Source organism: Aggregatibacter kilianii (assembly GCF_003130255.1).
GTDB classification, from domain to species: Bacteria; Pseudomonadota; Gammaproteobacteria; order Enterobacterales; family Pasteurellaceae; genus Aggregatibacter; species Aggregatibacter kilianii.
The window spans coordinates 642973-657818 of sequence record NZ_NRCN01000001.1; the positions used below are offsets into that span (position 1 = coordinate 642973).

Genomic DNA, 14846 nt, shown 5'->3' on the forward strand with positions numbered 1-14846 from the left:
TTTTAATATAGTTTGTGAAAATTTACACAACTAAGTTGAGCTGGGTTTTGCATTTGCGACAAAAATATACCGCGCCATCACGTTGGATTTTATTATGTCGGCGAATGCTTAACTGGTGGGTTTGGCAGGCGCAACGGTAAGTAAAGGTTTTGCCTTGTACCGAGGAAAGATCGAATTGATGGCAGGTGTCGGCCGGCAAATGAAAAATCTCTTTCATGACAAATCGCCACTCTTTACCGTGAGGTTGAACATGGCCAAACGCTTGATAAACAATAATATGAGCCAGTTCGTGTAAGGACACTTGTCGAATGAAATCTTCGCTATTTTCCAGCATTAAAGTGCGGTTAAAACTGATGACGTTTCTTTGTAGATAAGCAACACCGGCTTTAATGCCTTTTAACTCGTAATTAATTTGCGGAAGACTAAAAGAGTGTTTAAAGTGTTCTTCTGCCAGTTGCAAGCCGTAATGAATGCGACGGAGAAGCTGCATTTTTACAATGCGAAAATTATTTTCTGTTTGCATAAGTGCGGTCAAAAAACGCTTTATTTTTTAACCGCACTTTATCACAAATTGATGATTTAAAAAATTATTTTAATCCGGCCGCCGCGCGTAACTCTGCTGCGCGATCAATTTTTTCCCAAGGGAATTGTTCACGACCGAAGTGACCGTAAGCGGCGGTTTGACGATAAATCGGTTGGATTAAATCTAACATTTTAATTAACCCGTACGGACGTAAATCAAAGAATTCACGTACTAAGTTTACCAACAATTCATTCGCCACTTTGCCTGTGCCGAAAGTTTCAATCATGATTGATGTCGGTTCGGCAACACCGATAGCGTAAGAAAGCTGAATTTCGCAACGATCCGCAAGGCCGGCGGCAACAATGTTTTTCGCCACATAACGGGCTGCATAAGCAGCAGAACGGTCAACTTTAGACGGATCTTTACCGGAGAACGCACCACCACCGTGACGTGCCGCACCGCCGTAAGTATCCACGATAATTTTACGACCGGTTAAACCGCAGTCCCCCATAGGGCCACCGATAACGAAACGACCGGTTGGATTAATGAAGTATTTCGTGTCTTTAGACAACCATTGCGCCGGCAATACCGGCTTGATGATTTCTTCCATCACGCCTTCATGCAAATCTTTTTGGCTAATGCTTTCGGCATGTTGGGTGGAAAGCACCACGGCATCAATGCCGATGATCTTGTTGTCTTCATATTTAAAGGTAAGTTGGCTTTTCGCGTCAGGGCGTAACCAATCTAGTTTTCCGCTTTTACGTACCTGCGCTTGGCGTTCCATTAAACGATGCGCGTAAGTAATGGCTGCCGGCATAAATACTTCAGTTTCATTGGTAGCATAACCGAACATAATGCCTTGGTCGCCCGCGCCTTGATCGAGCGGATTTTCACGATCCACGCCTTGATTGATGTCGGAAGATTGTTTACCGATGGCGTTTAACACCGCGCAAGAACGGCCATCAAAGCCCATTTCGGAACTGGTATAGCCGATGTCGCAAATCACTTCACGCGCTAAATTTTCAATATCCACCCATGCAGATGTGGTAATTTCACCGCCTACTAATGCCATCCCGGTTTTCACATAGGTTTCGCAAGCAACGCGGGCTTTTGGGTCTTGTTTGATGATTTCATCTAACACCGCATCGGAAATTTGATCGGCGATTTTGTCCGGATGCCCTTCAGAAACGGACTCGGACGTAAATAAATACTGGCTCATGTTATTCTCCGGAATAATTTTAATACAGAGTAAATGTAAGGATATTTGGAAGTATTTCCATCTAGACGGCTAATCATACGCTTTTAGCCCTAAAATGCAAGTTGCTAAGACAGGGAATTTTGTCTGTTTTCAGTAAATAATGGCATCAATAAAAAAGAAAAACCCCCAACAAACGCTGAGGGTTTTCGATTAACACAACTAAAAAGATTAGCGACGTAAACCTAAACGAGCGATTAAGCTGCTGTAAAGTTCAAGATTAGTACGTTTTAAGTAATCTAAAAGTTTACGACGACGAGAAACCATGCGTAATAAACCGCGACGACCATGGTGGTCTTTTTTGTGCTCTGCAAAGTGAGCTTGTAAATGGTTAATTTGTGCAGTCAATAAAGCAATTTGCACTTCGGAAGAACCGGTATCTTTACCATCACGACCATATTCAGCAACAATTTTTGCTTTTTGTTCAGTACTTAGAGACATAATAACTCCTAATATGAAGTGGTTAATGATACATCGTTAGCCGATCTCTAATTCAGCGACGACAATTAAGGAGTGCAGATTCTAGCCCTTGTGAGGCTAAAAAGCAATGAATTTATCCCGTAACAGCGCATTTAATTGCGCGGCAAATGCCATTGGATTTTCTTGATGCGCATTATGACCTGCATTGGGAATAACGCTTAGGTTGAGCTGATTATCTAGCGCCATTTGTTTGAACTTATGATCCCGCTCACCGCAGAAATAATAAATCGGATAAGGGCTATTTTTGACGTAAGGACGCAAATCAGGTTGCTTGGCAAGGGAGGTTGCCAATAACATTTGAGCGATATTATCGCCACAGTTGGCTTGACGTTGTTCGATTAATGCCCTGCGTTGGCCTTCCGTTAAATGAGCAAATACAGCTTGTTGATACCAGTCATTCAGTACGGATTTCGCCGTTTCGCGGCTAAAACGTTGTGCCCAAAACACATCATTTTTCCACCGCACTTTTTTCTCCTCTTCATCACAAAGACCGAGATTGCCCCCCTCAATGATCAAGCCTTGCAGGTTGTATTTCTCTTGCTGGCTGTAAAGGGCGTAATACAGGACAATTCTTCCTCCGAGGGAATAGCCCACTAAAAAATAAGGCTGATTTCCCACCGCTCGTTGAATTTGTTTTGCCACATAAGCGCAGGTTTCATCGAAATCTTGCACCGGGTAATTTTTTGCGCTGCCGTGCCAGGGTAAATCCAAGGCGATACAATCAAAGTGCGGTAGATTTTCCGAGAGTTTTTTCCAATCGGCTTGAGTGCCTAATAGACCATGTAAAAAGACGAGTGTGGTTTTCATAGCATTAAAAAAGCAAACTATCGTGAAATAATTTGCTTTTGATATTTCGGTTTATTCACCTACCACCGCATAGCTGATTTGTTCAATCAGGCGTTTGTAGATATTGCTGCCGTCATTCGGCGCCACTTTAATTTCGATAATCGTTGCTTCACGGCGTAAATAGGCTTGTTTTAATACGGAACTTAAGTCTGCCCAAGTGTAAGGGCGGGCATATTTAAGATCAAACATAGACGCCACTTGAGAGAACTCCGTGTGGTGTGGCATACGATAGAACTTATCTTTGACTTCCGAATCGACCGGCAACATATCAAAAATTGCGCCGCCGTTATTATTAATAATGAATAAAATGGTCGGCTGATTGAGTTTTTTAAATAACGCTAACGAATTTAAATCATAGAGCGCAGAAGTATCGCCCACTAGCGCAACGACAGGTTGGTTAGAACCAATACCAATACCTGCAATAGTAGCAAGTAAGCCATCAATACCGCTGGCACCGCGGTTAGTATAAATCGGGTAACCTTCCGGCAATTTGGTTAAAGCATCAACTAAACGCACAAATAAACTGTTACCAAGGAAAAGCACACCGTTATTTGGCAATAAACGTTCAATGTGGTGGGCTAAAGAGGCTTCGTTCAAATTGCCGCCCACTTGTTGTTCAATAAAGGTGGCACAGAATTTAGAAAGCGCCAAAGCTTCCAATAACCATGGTTTTTGTCTTAACGGAGGATGCGCACGCAACCAATGATGGATTTTTGCCGTAAAACGGGTGTGTGGGTGATGATAAGGATCCACTGCTTGTGGGCTTTCATCCACAATCCAAAATTCGTTTTTAAATTCAGATAGGAATTGATTAATACGTTTGCTAATAAAACGGTTGCCAAGTTGAATGACAATGTCCGCCTGCAACATTTTTTGTTTCACCGTTTGATTGGCAAGCCAAATATCCTCATAAGGCAACGCAGCTTCAACGCCGGATTGAATATCCGTGAGCAACACCCATCCCATGGTATTTGCCCATGCTGCAATGCCCATTGCCTGTTCGGCAGGCATTCTGCCTGCCACAATAATCCCGCGCTTAGTACGCCAATGATCCCAGTGCTCATGAATTAACACTTCTTGATGTAGCTTGGGATAATTTGTCCAACTCTTATTTTGGCTTAACCAACGTTGAACCTGCGCTAACCAAGGGTGTGCATCGATTTCTTCTATATTGGCGTCGTACAACGGCTCGGCAAAAGGGACGTTAATATGCACGACACCAGCGACTTCCGTTTGCTTATGACAGGCCTGTTCAATTTTAGAAATCAACCATGGCGCGGAATAATCTTGGCCTGAGCGTGGCAAATTAATATTGGCTAACGGATATACGCCGAACATATTTTCTTGCAAAATGGCCTGATTAGCGCCACATTCCAATAATTCAGGCGGACGATCGGCGGTGAGTACGATTAAATTAATATGACTTTGGCGGGCTTCAACAATAGCAGGATACAAATTGGCAGCAGCGGTACCTGACGTGACAATAATCGCCACCGGTTTTTTCGTGGATTTTGCCAAACCTAAGGCAAAAAAACCGAGACCACGTTCATCAAAATGCGTGTGACAAGTCGCCCGACCGGTATCTTGTAAACGGACAGCTTCCAATGTCAACGGCGTAGAACGTGAACCGGGTGCGATACAAAAGTGAGCAACGCCTTGACGCACAAGGGTTTCCAAAATCACTTTTGACCAACAACGATTAAATACGCTTACTGACATTTTTTCTCTCCGTTTTTAGATTCTATTATTTGTAACAATGAGATTAAACCGGCGGCCTTACGCTCAATTTCGTGCCATTCTAGCAAGGGAACAGACCCCTCAACAATACCGGCGCCGGCAAAAATACGAATTTTGTTTTCTTCGAGTAGGGCAGAGCGAATGGTCACGCAAAACTCCGCCTGTCGATGATCAAAGAAACCTAATGTGCCGGCATACCAACCACGATCATAGTTTTCAATTTGACGTAACAAGGCCTTGGCTTTTTGTTGCGGCAAGCCCGCCACCGCCGCGGTAGGATGAATAGCCAGCAAACAATCTTTGTCACTGCACTGCGCTTTTAAAAGTGCGGTAATTTCCCGACGCAAATGTTGTACCTGGCGTAACGGTTTGAGCCCGACATTCCCCACTGAAATCTTGTCGACAAAAGGTTGCAAATTGGTGCAAATACCATCAGCAACAAGCTGATTTTCATAAATATTCTTTTCATCTTGAAGCAACCAATCCGCCTGTGCGCGATTGTGTTCCGGATTATCGCTAACCAAGGCGGTGCCGGCCAAGGCCTCGGTGTTTAGTTGGCGCGCCTGACGGGCATATAAGCGCTCCGGCGTAGAACCAAGGAAACAACCCTGTTCATCTTCCGCCAATAAAAAATGATAACAACCTGTGTGATAACTTTCGCTTTTCGCTAAAAAATCTTTACCATTTAGTCTGTGCGGGGCGCTAAAAGTGACCGCATTGGCTAAAACCAATTTGCTGACCTGCTTTTGCCGAATTTCCGCTAACGCCCGAGTTACCCAATTACACCATAGAGACTCATCAGCCTGTTGATTAACTAAAGTCAGCGGCGCTTGCACATCTAAAAGTGCGGTCATTTTTTCAAATGTTTTTAAACCTTCCAAGGCACGTAATTGACTGTTGGCCGAATCGGCTTGATCAATAAAAACCGTTGCGGTGAGTTGCTGTGCATCCAGTTCCAATAATATTTGTGGTAGGAAAAAATAGGTTTCACCGTAAAATTTCATCCCACCGAATAACGGCAATTGATATTGATTGACAAATGCTTGCGCGGCGTCTAACTGTGTAAATGTACGAACCGCCCCCACACCGACGAAAGTGCGCTCGGTGTCTTGTAGCTTGAAATAGAATTGAGGATAGTGTTGTTGTGCCTTTAGCCAGCCCAACACATTCATGTGGCACTTAACTTGCGCCGAACAAACCGCAATCTTCTGATTTTGATCGAATTGTAATGCATTAATTTGATTGATTAATTGCGTTTTTATTGATTGCAAACTATCCATTTTGAAAAAGCATTGTCTTTATCGGAAAAATAAGTTAAAAATAAGTTGCAATTCTACCGCACTTTGCGGGAATTTTTCATAAAATATTTCACGTCTTAATCACTAAGGTCAAAACTATGGAACGCTTTCCAAAATCAGATAAATTAGAGCACGTTTGTTACGATATTCGCGGACCCGTGCACAAAGAGGCACTGCGCCTTGAAGAAGAAGGGCATAAAATTTTAAAACTGAATATCGGTAACCCCGCGCCTTTTGGTTTTGAAGCGCCTGATGAAATTCTCGTCGATGTATTACGCAATCTTCCTTCTGCGCAAGGTTATTGCGATTCCAAAGGGCTTTATTCTGCCCGTAAAGCTATCGTGCAATATTATCAATCAAAAGATATTCGTAACGTCACCGTTAATGATGTTTACATCGGCAACGGTGTTTCTGAATTAATTACCATGTCTATGCAGGCATTGCTTAATGACGGCGACGAAGTGCTGATTCCAATGCCGGATTACCCGCTATGGACAGCCGCCGCAACCCTGGCAGGCGGTAAAGCCGTGCATTATTTATGTGATGAGCAGGCCGATTGGTTCCCTGATGTGGAAGACATCAAAGGCAAAGTGACATCGCGCACCAAAGCGATTGTAGTGATCAACCCGAACAACCCGACCGGCGCGGTATATAGCAAAGAATTACTGCTAGATATTGTGGAAGTGGCACGTCAACATAATTTGATTATTTTTGCCGATGAGATTTACGACAAGATTTTATATGACGGAGCCGTACATCATCACATTGCGGCCTTGGCGCCGGACTTATTAACCGTGACATTCAACGGCCTGTCTAAAGCCTATCGGGTAGCCGGTTTCCGTCAAGGTTGGATGATTCTCAATGGCCCGAAAAAACACGCACAGGGTTACATTGAGGGCTTGGACATGTTGGCATCTATGCGTTTGTGTGCCAACGTGCCAATGCAACATGCTATTCAAACCGCACTTGGTGGCTATCAAAGCATTAACGAATTTATTCTGCCGGGTGGGCGATTATTGGAACAACGCAATAAAGCCTATGAATTAATTAATCAAATTCCGGGGATTAGTTGCACTAAACCGATGGGCGCGTTGTATATGTTCCCCAAAGTCGACATTAAAAAATTCAATATTTACGATGATGAAAAAATGGTGTGTGATTTATTGGCACAAGAAAAAGTACTGTTGGTGCATGGACGGGGTTTTAACTGGCATTCACCGGATCACTTCCGTATCGTGACGTTGCCCTATGCTCATCAAATAGAAGAAGCCTTAGGCAAGTTTGCCAGATTCTTGTCGCATTATCATCAGTAACGCAACAAAAAGTCCCGAATCATCGGGACTTTTTTTGCTTATATTTGAAAAGTGCGGTCATAAAATTCGTTAAATTTTATGACCGCATTTTATTTCTATTATGATTTTTTATTCACTGAAATCTTTCGGAAAAAGATCCTGCATGCTTGCCCAAATAGCGCTACTTTCTTTTCCATACTGCAATACGCAAGGCGCTACTTCATCAATGGCTTGACGTTGGCAAATCTCAATCAAATTGGCATAAAAACGCTTAGCCAAGGCTCGCGCTTCGGCATTTTTGAAGTAAAACATCCCAATCCGGATATATAAACTTTTAAAGCTGTTAAGAATTAAACCATATACAGGATTATCAGATGCAAAGGCAAGCTTACGGAACACGTCATAGTCAAACTTAGTGTAATCTTCCGCTGTATCTTTTAATTGTTCTAAGGACTGTAAAATACTTAAAGATTGCTCCGGTGCGCGTTTAAAGGCTTTCGGAATGTAAATCATGGAAATATCGGTACGCGCTGAGCGCATATTCGCAATGAGTGAAGGCAGACGAGTGCCATCTAATTGAATCATTGTTTCCAAGATATTGAGGCCGGATGTTTCCCAAATATCATTCACTTTAGTGGGTTTGCCGTGTTGAATATTTAACCAACCATCCCGTGCTAAACGTTGTAATACTTCGCGCAATGTGGTGCGGGTAACCCCGATTTTATCGGCCAATTCTCGTTCTGCCGGCAAGTCTGACCCTGGAGGGAAATGATTATTCCAAATACTTTTGACAATATATTCTTCCGCCAAAGCTGCCGGGCTTTGCGCTTTCAGAAGGGTTGAATCATTATTCATAGTAATAGCGTTTTTATATAAATTTAGTAAGTATCCAATAATATAACTGGTCTATTATCGTTGAAACGGCTATGCATTACAATTACATAATTATTTTTAAATCAAGATTGACATCATTTATGATTTTTGACACAGTTTAACCTTAAGTTACCTAAAATAGAGTAACTTAGAATTGTTTGGAGTTAAACGTAAGGGGCATCTTTTATGGACAATAATAGTAATTATACACAAGCATTTCTTAAAAACTTTTTGGGCTCCAGTCCAGATTGGTACAAAATCACCATTGTCGTATTTCTCATTATCAACCCTATCTTATTTTTCATCACACCCTTTTGGGCCGGTTGGTTATTGGTTATCGAATTTATTTTTACCTTAGCCATGGCGCTAAAATGCTATCCATTACAACCCGGAGGGTTGCTTGCTATTGAGGCGACCATTATTGGCATGACAAGCCCCGAGCATATTAAAGCGGAAGTATTGGCTAACTTTGAAGTAATTTTGCTATTAATGTTTATGGTGGCAGGTATTTACTTCATGAAGCAATTATTACTTTTTGTCTTCACGAAGCTTCTTCTTAACATCCATTCTAAGTTAGTACTTTCCTTGGCTTTTTGTTTCAGTGCAGCCTTCTTATCGGCGTTTTTGGATGCATTAACCGTAGTAGCGGTAATTATCAGCGTAGCAATGGGGTTTTATGGCGTATACCACAAAGTAGCTTCCGGCGGGACGTTCTATGACTCCACGGATATCACTAATGATGAAAAAATTGGTAGTCACCATGAAACCTTAGAAGAATTCCGCGCCTTTTTACGCAGTTTAATGATGCATGCAGGAGTGGGAACTGCATTAGGTGGCGTAATGACCATGGTCGGGGAACCACAAAACTTGATTATTGCTGAACAATCAGGCTGGAATTTTGTGGAATTCTTTTTCAGAATGGCGCCGGTAACTATTCCGGTCTTTTTATGCGGTATGTTAACTTGCGTATTGGTAGAAAAATTTCATCTCTTTGGTTACGGTGCAAAATTACCAAACAAAGTATGGACGGTTTTAGCCGAATTCGATAAAGCCAACATGAAAAAACTCACCAAACAAGAACGTTTAAAACTCATCATGCAGGCGATAGTTGGAGTTTGGCTAATTATTGGCTTGGCATTTCATTTAGCTTCTGTAGGTTTAATCGGATTAAGCATCATCATATTATGTACTTCACTTTGCGGAATCACCAGCGAACATACGTTGGGTAAAGCGTTCCAAGAATCCTTACCGTTTACTGCACTTTTAGTCGTATTCTTTACAATTGTTGCAGTGATTATTGACCAAAAACTTTTCGCACCGATTATTCATTATGTATTGTCTGCAGAAAAAAGTACTCAGCTCACTTTATTCTACGCTTTCAACGGCTTACTTTCTGCCATTTCTGATAATGTATTCGTTGCAACAGTGTATATTAACGAAGCGAAAAATGCCTTAGCGGCCAATATTATCCCACCACATCAATTTGAATTGTTGGCTGTGGCAATTAATACCGGAACTAACTTGCCTTCTGTCGCGACACCAAACGGCCAAGCTGCTTTCTTGTTCTTGTTGACATCATCGCTCGCCCCCCTAATTAACCTATCTTATGGTAGAATGGTTTATATGGCATTGCCTTATACTATAGTGTTGTCCTTGGTAGGTTTGCTTGCCGTAGAATATATTTTACCGCCGATGACTATTTGGTTAGCAGAGCTGGGCTTAATTATGCCGATTTAATGGATTTGAAGATTAATCAACAATAGAGAGGGATAAAACGCTATGCTACATTTTTTCAAAACACTTTCCGTCCAACGTTCAGGTTGGTTGTTGTTATTGATTTCAGCATTAGCGTTAGAAGGCGCAGCACTTTATTTTCAGTATGGCATGGAGTTGCAACCCTGCGTGATGTGTATTTATGAACGCGTGGCATTATTCGGTATTGCCTTTGCCGGCTTAGTCGGCTTAATTGCCCCGCGTTTCTTAATAATGCGTTTATTGGCGTTGCTCATTGCTTTTGTAAGTGCGGTCAAAGGGTTACTTATTTCTATCAAACACGTTGACTATCAATTACATCCGGCCCCTTGGAATCAATGTTCTTACCTGCCGGAGTTTCCACAAACCTTGCCATTAGATAAATGGTTTCCGGTACTGTTCCACCCGACGGGTTCTTGCAGTGATGAAGTCTGGTCTTGGCTAGGACTTTCCATGGCACAGTGGATTGTCATAATGTTTGCGGTGTATTTGTTGGTATTAGTATTAGTGTTGGTTAGCCAATTTAAACGTCTTGAAACCCGTGGTAGAAGACGCTTGTTTAACTAAGCATAAACAAAAATGGTGTAGTCTCTCAACTACACCATTTTTTTGGTTTAAATATCCTGCACCACAAACTGCAAGGCATGGCGGGCAAATAATTTAGCCTTGCGCTGTTTTAAATGTTTTAAACGTAAGGCACGGGCTTGTTGTTGGTGGAAGAATTTCTTTTTAGTTGGTTTTAAGAATCTTCTCTTGTGCATGATTATTTCCCTCCATGGGTAAATTGGTAGCTGAATTATTGCTCATTTCATTGTTTTTATCATTTTGGCTTTGTTGCACGCGGTAATAATTCATAATGCTATTCATATAGCGACGAATATTCTCCACATATTGAAAGGCTTCGTACCCTCGTGCATAACCATATTTCAAGTTGGAATAGTAACGTTTTTCCGCTAATAACGGTAAGTTCTTTTTCACATCCAACCAATTATCCGGGTTACCACCTAAACTTTTGGTTAAACGACGCGCATCTAATAAATGTCCTAGTCCCATATTATAAGCTGCCAAGGCAAACCAAATACGATCTTCGCTATTAATACTGTCGGGGATCTGCTCAATCAACCAATGCAAATATTCGGAACCTGCTTTAATGCTTTGTTCGGGGTCGGTGCGATCACTGATTTTCATGCGTTCGGCAGTATCTTTGGTCAACATCATCATGCCACGAACCCCCGTGGGCGAAGTAGCATCAGGATTCCAATGAGATTCTTGATATGCAATGGCCGCCAATAAACGCCAATCTAAATCACCTTTATATTTAGTAAAGAGCGGTTCAAATTTCGGGAGAATCGTCTCAATAGAATTCAAATACGACTTGGTATCCACATAATCAAACTGACGGAAATGATTAAAATATTTCTCTTCAATACTGGCAATTAACCCTGAATCAATCGAAGTATTCATAAAATCCAGTAAAGCCGACTGCAATTCACTGGAGGAATTATCCGGCAAATACCAATGCACACTCATCTCATCGGTTAAATCAAAAGCCACGGCAACTTCCGGTTTAATTTGTTGGGTAGCAGAAATATCCAAAGAATTGGCGATGGTATAAGCAATTTTGCCTTCCGCCACTTGCAATAATAATTCTTCCTGCGTGAGTTTTTTATCCACGGTCCAACTGAGTTTCAGGTGTTTAAGTTGAGCTTCTTTTAAAATTTGCTCTAATTCGGAGCTGTCGGGAATCACCAATGTCCCATTAACTTGTGCTAAAGAACGGGGGCGGTTTTCGCCTTTACGATATGCAAGTTGCCAAGAAGCGGAATAATAAGATGGGCCAAGTTGGAAATGTTCTGCTTTACCCGTGTGATAAAAAAGATTGGCAGCCGCGATGTCGATTTTGTGTTCATCTAACGCAGTAAACAGAGCATCGGTACTTTCCATTGGCTGCATTTCAAGATCCACATTCAAATAGTTGGCAAAGGCTTTGCTTAATTCATATTCCAAGCCTGATTCACCTTCTCCATTAATAAAATAAGAAATAGGATGATTAATCGTGCCGACCACCAATTTGCCGCGCTCTTGAATTGCGTGATAAGGGTTTTCTTCCGAATGCATGATTTGGTGCCACGGAAACACCATATCAATTGCCCAAAGTAATAAACATAAGCCCGCAACAATGCGTAAAAATAAACCTTTCAAATCGTCTTTTTCTCTTACCTGTCACGACCTCGCTCAATAATTACACCCACATTGCTCGCTTGTGCTACTGCTTTCGGTTTGCTTAATTTGAGTCGAAGCCATGTTATTTTAAATCGTTGTTGTAATTGTTCCGCCACTTCATTTGCGACCCGTTCAATCAATAGAAAGGGTTTGGACTGCACGTAATCAATGATAAATTCACTGACCTGAGCATAATTTAGCGTCAATTTTACATCATCGGCAGTCGCCGCTTGGCGGGTATCCCACGCCATTTCGACATCAAAAATAAGTTTTTGTTTAATTTGTTGTTCCCAGTCATACACGCCGATTTGCGCGAATACCGTCAAACCTTCAATAAAAATCAAATCTTGCATGGGGTTCCTATGCAGTTAATGGCTAAAATTTTTGTGGGCTTATACTACCAACTTTGGGTACAATAGACGAACTATTTTTGTTAAGCCATAGGAAATCCCATGAGCCTTTTCGCCCTATTTTACATGCTATTGAGCTACCTACTCGGCTCAGTTTCCAGTGCGATTTTATTATGCCGACTTGCCGGCTTGCCCGACCCACGAACCTCTGGCTCAAATAACCCCGGAGCAACCAATGTACTACGCATCGGTGGGCGTTGGGTAGCATTAGCCGTGTTACTTTGCGATATGTTAAAAGGTACATTGCCCGTCTGGTTTGGTTATTATCTCGGCTTAACCCAATTTGAATTAGGCATGGTGGCACTCGGTGCTTGTCTAGGTCATATCTTCCCAATTTTCTTTAAATTTAAAGGCGGCAAAGGCGTTGCCACGGCGTTTGGTGCCATTGCGCCTATTGCTTGGGGCGTACTTTTTTCCATGTTAGGCACATGGCTTATGGTTTTCTTGATCAGCGGCTACTCTTCTCTCAGCGCTGTCGTCACTGCCTTGTTAGTGCCGTTTTATGTTTGGTGGTTCAAACCCGAATTCACCTTCCCAGTCGCTTTAGTTTGTTGCCTGCTCATCTACCGCCACCATGAAAACATCCAACGTCTCTGGCGTGGACAGGAAGATAAAATGTGGAGCAAATTTAAAAAGTAACTCGCTTAAAAAATACCGAAAAAAATGACCGCACTTTGGTTTTAAGTGCGGTCATTTTTCTAAACGTTTTTTTAAGGCGAAACTATAATCCTTTCGGCAAGCGAATTTTTTGTCCCGGGAAGATTTTATCTGCGTCTTTAATCACTTCCTTATTCGCCGCCACGATTGCCGTGTATTTGCTGCCGTTGCCATAATGTTTTTCGGCGATTTTCCAAAGAGTATCACCTTTTTGAATCACATAAAATTCATCATCGCCGGCAAGGCTTTCGCCGTTTTGCACGGTAACGTCATCAATGTTTACATTACTGATACCAACGATATTACCTGCCATTAACACCGCTTTTTCTAAAGCGCCGGCAGAACTGGCTACACCGGAAATTTTAGCGACACCGTTTTCAACTTTCACATCTACATCCGCAACACCCGGATTATCTTCGTTAATGTGCTTGGTCACTGCGGCGGAAGCCTCTTCTTCTTTGCTAAAGATTTTTTTTCCGATATCGCCGACAAAATCAAATAATCCCATTTTCATCTCCTTATTGATTCATTGAGGGAATCAACAAAATAACTAATTCGGCCGTATAAGTCTAGGAATAAAATGTTAGACGGAAAAATTGGTTATAGATTAGAATAACGCTAATTTAACTTAAAGATAGGAAATATTATGCGTTGGCAAGGTCGTAGAGAAAGTTCAAATGTGGAAGACAGACGTTCATCCGGAGGCGGCTTCGGCGGAGGCAAACCTACCGGTATTTTGGGACTGATTATTATTTTGGTGGGCGCTTACTATGGTGTGGACTTATCGGGCTTAGTGGGCAGAGTTGGTGTGGAAACCACACAAAGTACGCCGTTACAATCACAGCAAGAAGATCAATTGTTTAAACTTTCTAAAGTGGTTCTGGGCGACACCGAAGAGGTTTGGACGGCGTACTTTTCCAAAAATAACAGACAATATGTGGAACCGCGAATGGTCATCTATAACGGAGTAACCCCGACCGCTTGCGGCACAGGACAATCTGCTATGGGCCCCTTCTACTGTCCGAACGATGAACGGGTCTATTTGGATTTGTCGTTTTATAACGATATGAAAAATAAACTCGGCGCTGCAGGCGAATCTGCCTTTGCCTATGTTATCGCCCATGAAGTGGGACATCACGTACAGAATTTATTAGGCACGCTGACACAGGTGCACCGCCTGCAAAGTCGAGCGTCCCGAGCGGAAGCTAATCAACTCTCGGTGAAATTGGAACTACAAGCAGATTGCTATGCCGGCGTGTGGGCATCACAAGCGGTGAAAAGCGGTTTATTTGAAAGGGGCGATATTGAAAAAGCCTTTAATGCGGCAGAATCGGTAGGCGATGATCGCCTGCAAAAACGCAGTCAGGGTTATGTGGTTCCCGACAGTTTCACTCATGGCACTTCAGCGCAACGTTTGCAATGGTTTAAAGTGGGTTTAACTAGTGCTAATCCGGCCCAATGTAATACTTTTTAACGATTGAAAGAAATAAAAAGTGCGGT

The 14846-nt window shown here is 42.3% G+C and carries 16 protein-coding genes; 5 read left to right on the forward strand and 11 right to left on the reverse strand.

The window, feature by feature from the left end:
• Window positions 1-22 precede the first annotated feature (22 nt).
• The 6 genes from DK428_RS02835 to DK428_RS02860 all read right to left on the reverse strand — a co-directional run bounded on the left by DK428_RS02835 (window position 23) and on the right by DK428_RS02860 (window position 6121).
• Window positions 23-523 (reverse strand): SprT family zinc-dependent metalloprotease, encoded by a 501-nt coding sequence (locus DK428_RS02835; RefSeq protein ID WP_109064280.1) that lies wholly within the window; start codon window positions 521-523, stop codon window positions 23-25.
• A gap of 64 nt (window positions 524-587) precedes the next feature.
• Window positions 588-1742, reverse strand: coding sequence for a methionine adenosyltransferase (gene metK / locus DK428_RS02840; protein ID WP_005701662.1), 1155 nt, complete (start codon window positions 1740-1742; stop codon window positions 588-590).
• Between the two features lie 207 nt (window positions 1743-1949).
• Complete coding sequence (gene rpsO / locus DK428_RS02845; protein ID WP_005540508.1) at window positions 1950-2219, reverse strand: 30S ribosomal protein S15; 270 nt, start codon at window positions 2217-2219, stop codon at window positions 1950-1952.
• A gap of 96 nt (window positions 2220-2315) precedes the next feature.
• Window positions 2316-3065 carry a 2-succinyl-6-hydroxy-2,4-cyclohexadiene-1-carboxylate synthase gene (gene menH / locus DK428_RS02850; RefSeq protein ID WP_109064281.1) on the reverse strand — a complete coding sequence of 250 codons (750 nt, stop codon included), beginning with the start codon at window positions 3063-3065 and terminating at the stop codon, window positions 2316-2318.
• Window positions 3066-3116: 51 nt separating this feature from the next.
• The gene (gene menD, locus DK428_RS02855) at window positions 3117-4823 is read right to left on the reverse strand and encodes a 2-succinyl-5-enolpyruvyl-6-hydroxy-3-cyclohexene-1-carboxylic-acid synthase (RefSeq protein ID WP_109064282.1); all 1707 of its coding nucleotides are present in this window, start codon (window positions 4821-4823) and stop codon (window positions 3117-3119) included.
• A complete protein-coding gene (locus DK428_RS02860) occupies window positions 4814-6121 on the reverse strand; it encodes an isochorismate synthase (RefSeq protein WP_109064283.1) in 1308 nt (435 codons plus the stop codon). The genes menD and DK428_RS02860 overlap by 10 nt, the downstream gene beginning before the upstream one ends.
• Before the next feature lie 116 nt (window positions 6122-6237).
• Here DK428_RS02860 and DK428_RS02865 point away from each other — a divergent pair, with 116 nt between their 5' ends.
• Window positions 6238-7452, forward strand: a complete 1215-nt coding sequence (locus DK428_RS02865; RefSeq protein ID WP_109064284.1) for a pyridoxal phosphate-dependent aminotransferase — start codon at window positions 6238-6240, stop codon at window positions 7450-7452.
• 108 nt (window positions 7453-7560) lie between these two features.
• Here DK428_RS02865 and fadR read toward each other — a convergent pair whose 3' ends face one another.
• The gene (gene fadR, locus DK428_RS02870) at window positions 7561-8286 is read right to left on the reverse strand and encodes a fatty acid metabolism transcriptional regulator FadR (protein ID WP_109064285.1); all 726 of its coding nucleotides are present in this window, start codon (window positions 8284-8286) and stop codon (window positions 7561-7563) included.
• A 204-nt stretch (window positions 8287-8490) separates the two neighbouring features.
• Here fadR and nhaB point away from each other — a divergent pair, with 204 nt between their 5' ends.
• Together nhaB and dsbB are read left to right on the forward strand one after the other, a co-directional pair.
• Window positions 8491-10041, forward strand: a complete 1551-nt coding sequence (gene nhaB, locus DK428_RS02875) for a Na(+)/H(+) antiporter NhaB (RefSeq protein WP_109064286.1) — start codon at window positions 8491-8493, stop codon at window positions 10039-10041.
• 42 nt (window positions 10042-10083) lie between these two features.
• On the forward strand, window positions 10084-10623 hold the full coding sequence (dsbB, locus tag DK428_RS02880; RefSeq protein WP_109064287.1) for a disulfide bond formation protein DsbB: 540 nt from the start codon (window positions 10084-10086) through the stop codon (window positions 10621-10623).
• 47 nt (window positions 10624-10670) lie between these two features.
• Here the strand turns inward: dsbB and DK428_RS11625 are convergent, their stop codons facing one another.
• Genes DK428_RS11625 through folB form a run of 3 tightly spaced genes read right to left on the reverse strand, consistent with a single transcriptional unit; the run spans window position 10671 to window position 12632 of the window.
• The gene (locus tag DK428_RS11625; RefSeq protein WP_165819760.1) at window positions 10671-10817 is read right to left on the reverse strand and encodes a hypothetical protein; all 147 of its coding nucleotides are present in this window, start codon (window positions 10815-10817) and stop codon (window positions 10671-10673) included.
• Window positions 10786-12258 carry a membrane-bound lytic murein transglycosylase MltF gene (gene mltF, locus DK428_RS02885; RefSeq protein ID WP_109064288.1) on the reverse strand — a complete coding sequence of 491 codons (1473 nt, stop codon included), beginning with the start codon at window positions 12256-12258 and terminating at the stop codon, window positions 10786-10788. Before mltF ends, DK428_RS11625 begins: the two co-directional genes overlap by 32 nt.
• A 14-nt stretch (window positions 12259-12272) precedes the next feature.
• A complete protein-coding gene (folB, locus tag DK428_RS02890; protein ID WP_083016327.1) occupies window positions 12273-12632 on the reverse strand; it encodes a dihydroneopterin aldolase in 360 nt (119 codons plus the stop codon).
• Window positions 12633-12731: 99 nt separating this feature from the next.
• On the opposite strand from folB, the gene plsY reads away from it, so the two are divergent.
• Window positions 12732-13328, forward strand: coding sequence for a glycerol-3-phosphate 1-O-acyltransferase PlsY (gene plsY, locus DK428_RS02895; protein WP_109064289.1), 597 nt, complete (start codon window positions 12732-12734; stop codon window positions 13326-13328).
• Window positions 13329-13410: 82 nt separating this feature from the next.
• Here plsY and lysM read toward each other — a convergent pair whose 3' ends face one another.
• Window positions 13411-13854, reverse strand: a complete 444-nt coding sequence (gene lysM, locus DK428_RS02900) for a peptidoglycan-binding protein LysM (protein ID WP_109064290.1) — start codon at window positions 13852-13854, stop codon at window positions 13411-13413.
• Window positions 13855-13992: 138 nt separating this feature from the next.
• Between lysM and ypfJ the strand changes: the two genes are divergently transcribed.
• Entirely contained in the window at window positions 13993-14820 is an 828-nt protein-coding gene (ypfJ, locus tag DK428_RS02905) for a KPN_02809 family neutral zinc metallopeptidase (RefSeq protein WP_109064291.1), read from the forward strand.
• The last annotated feature ends 26 nt before the right edge of the window (window positions 14821-14846 follow it).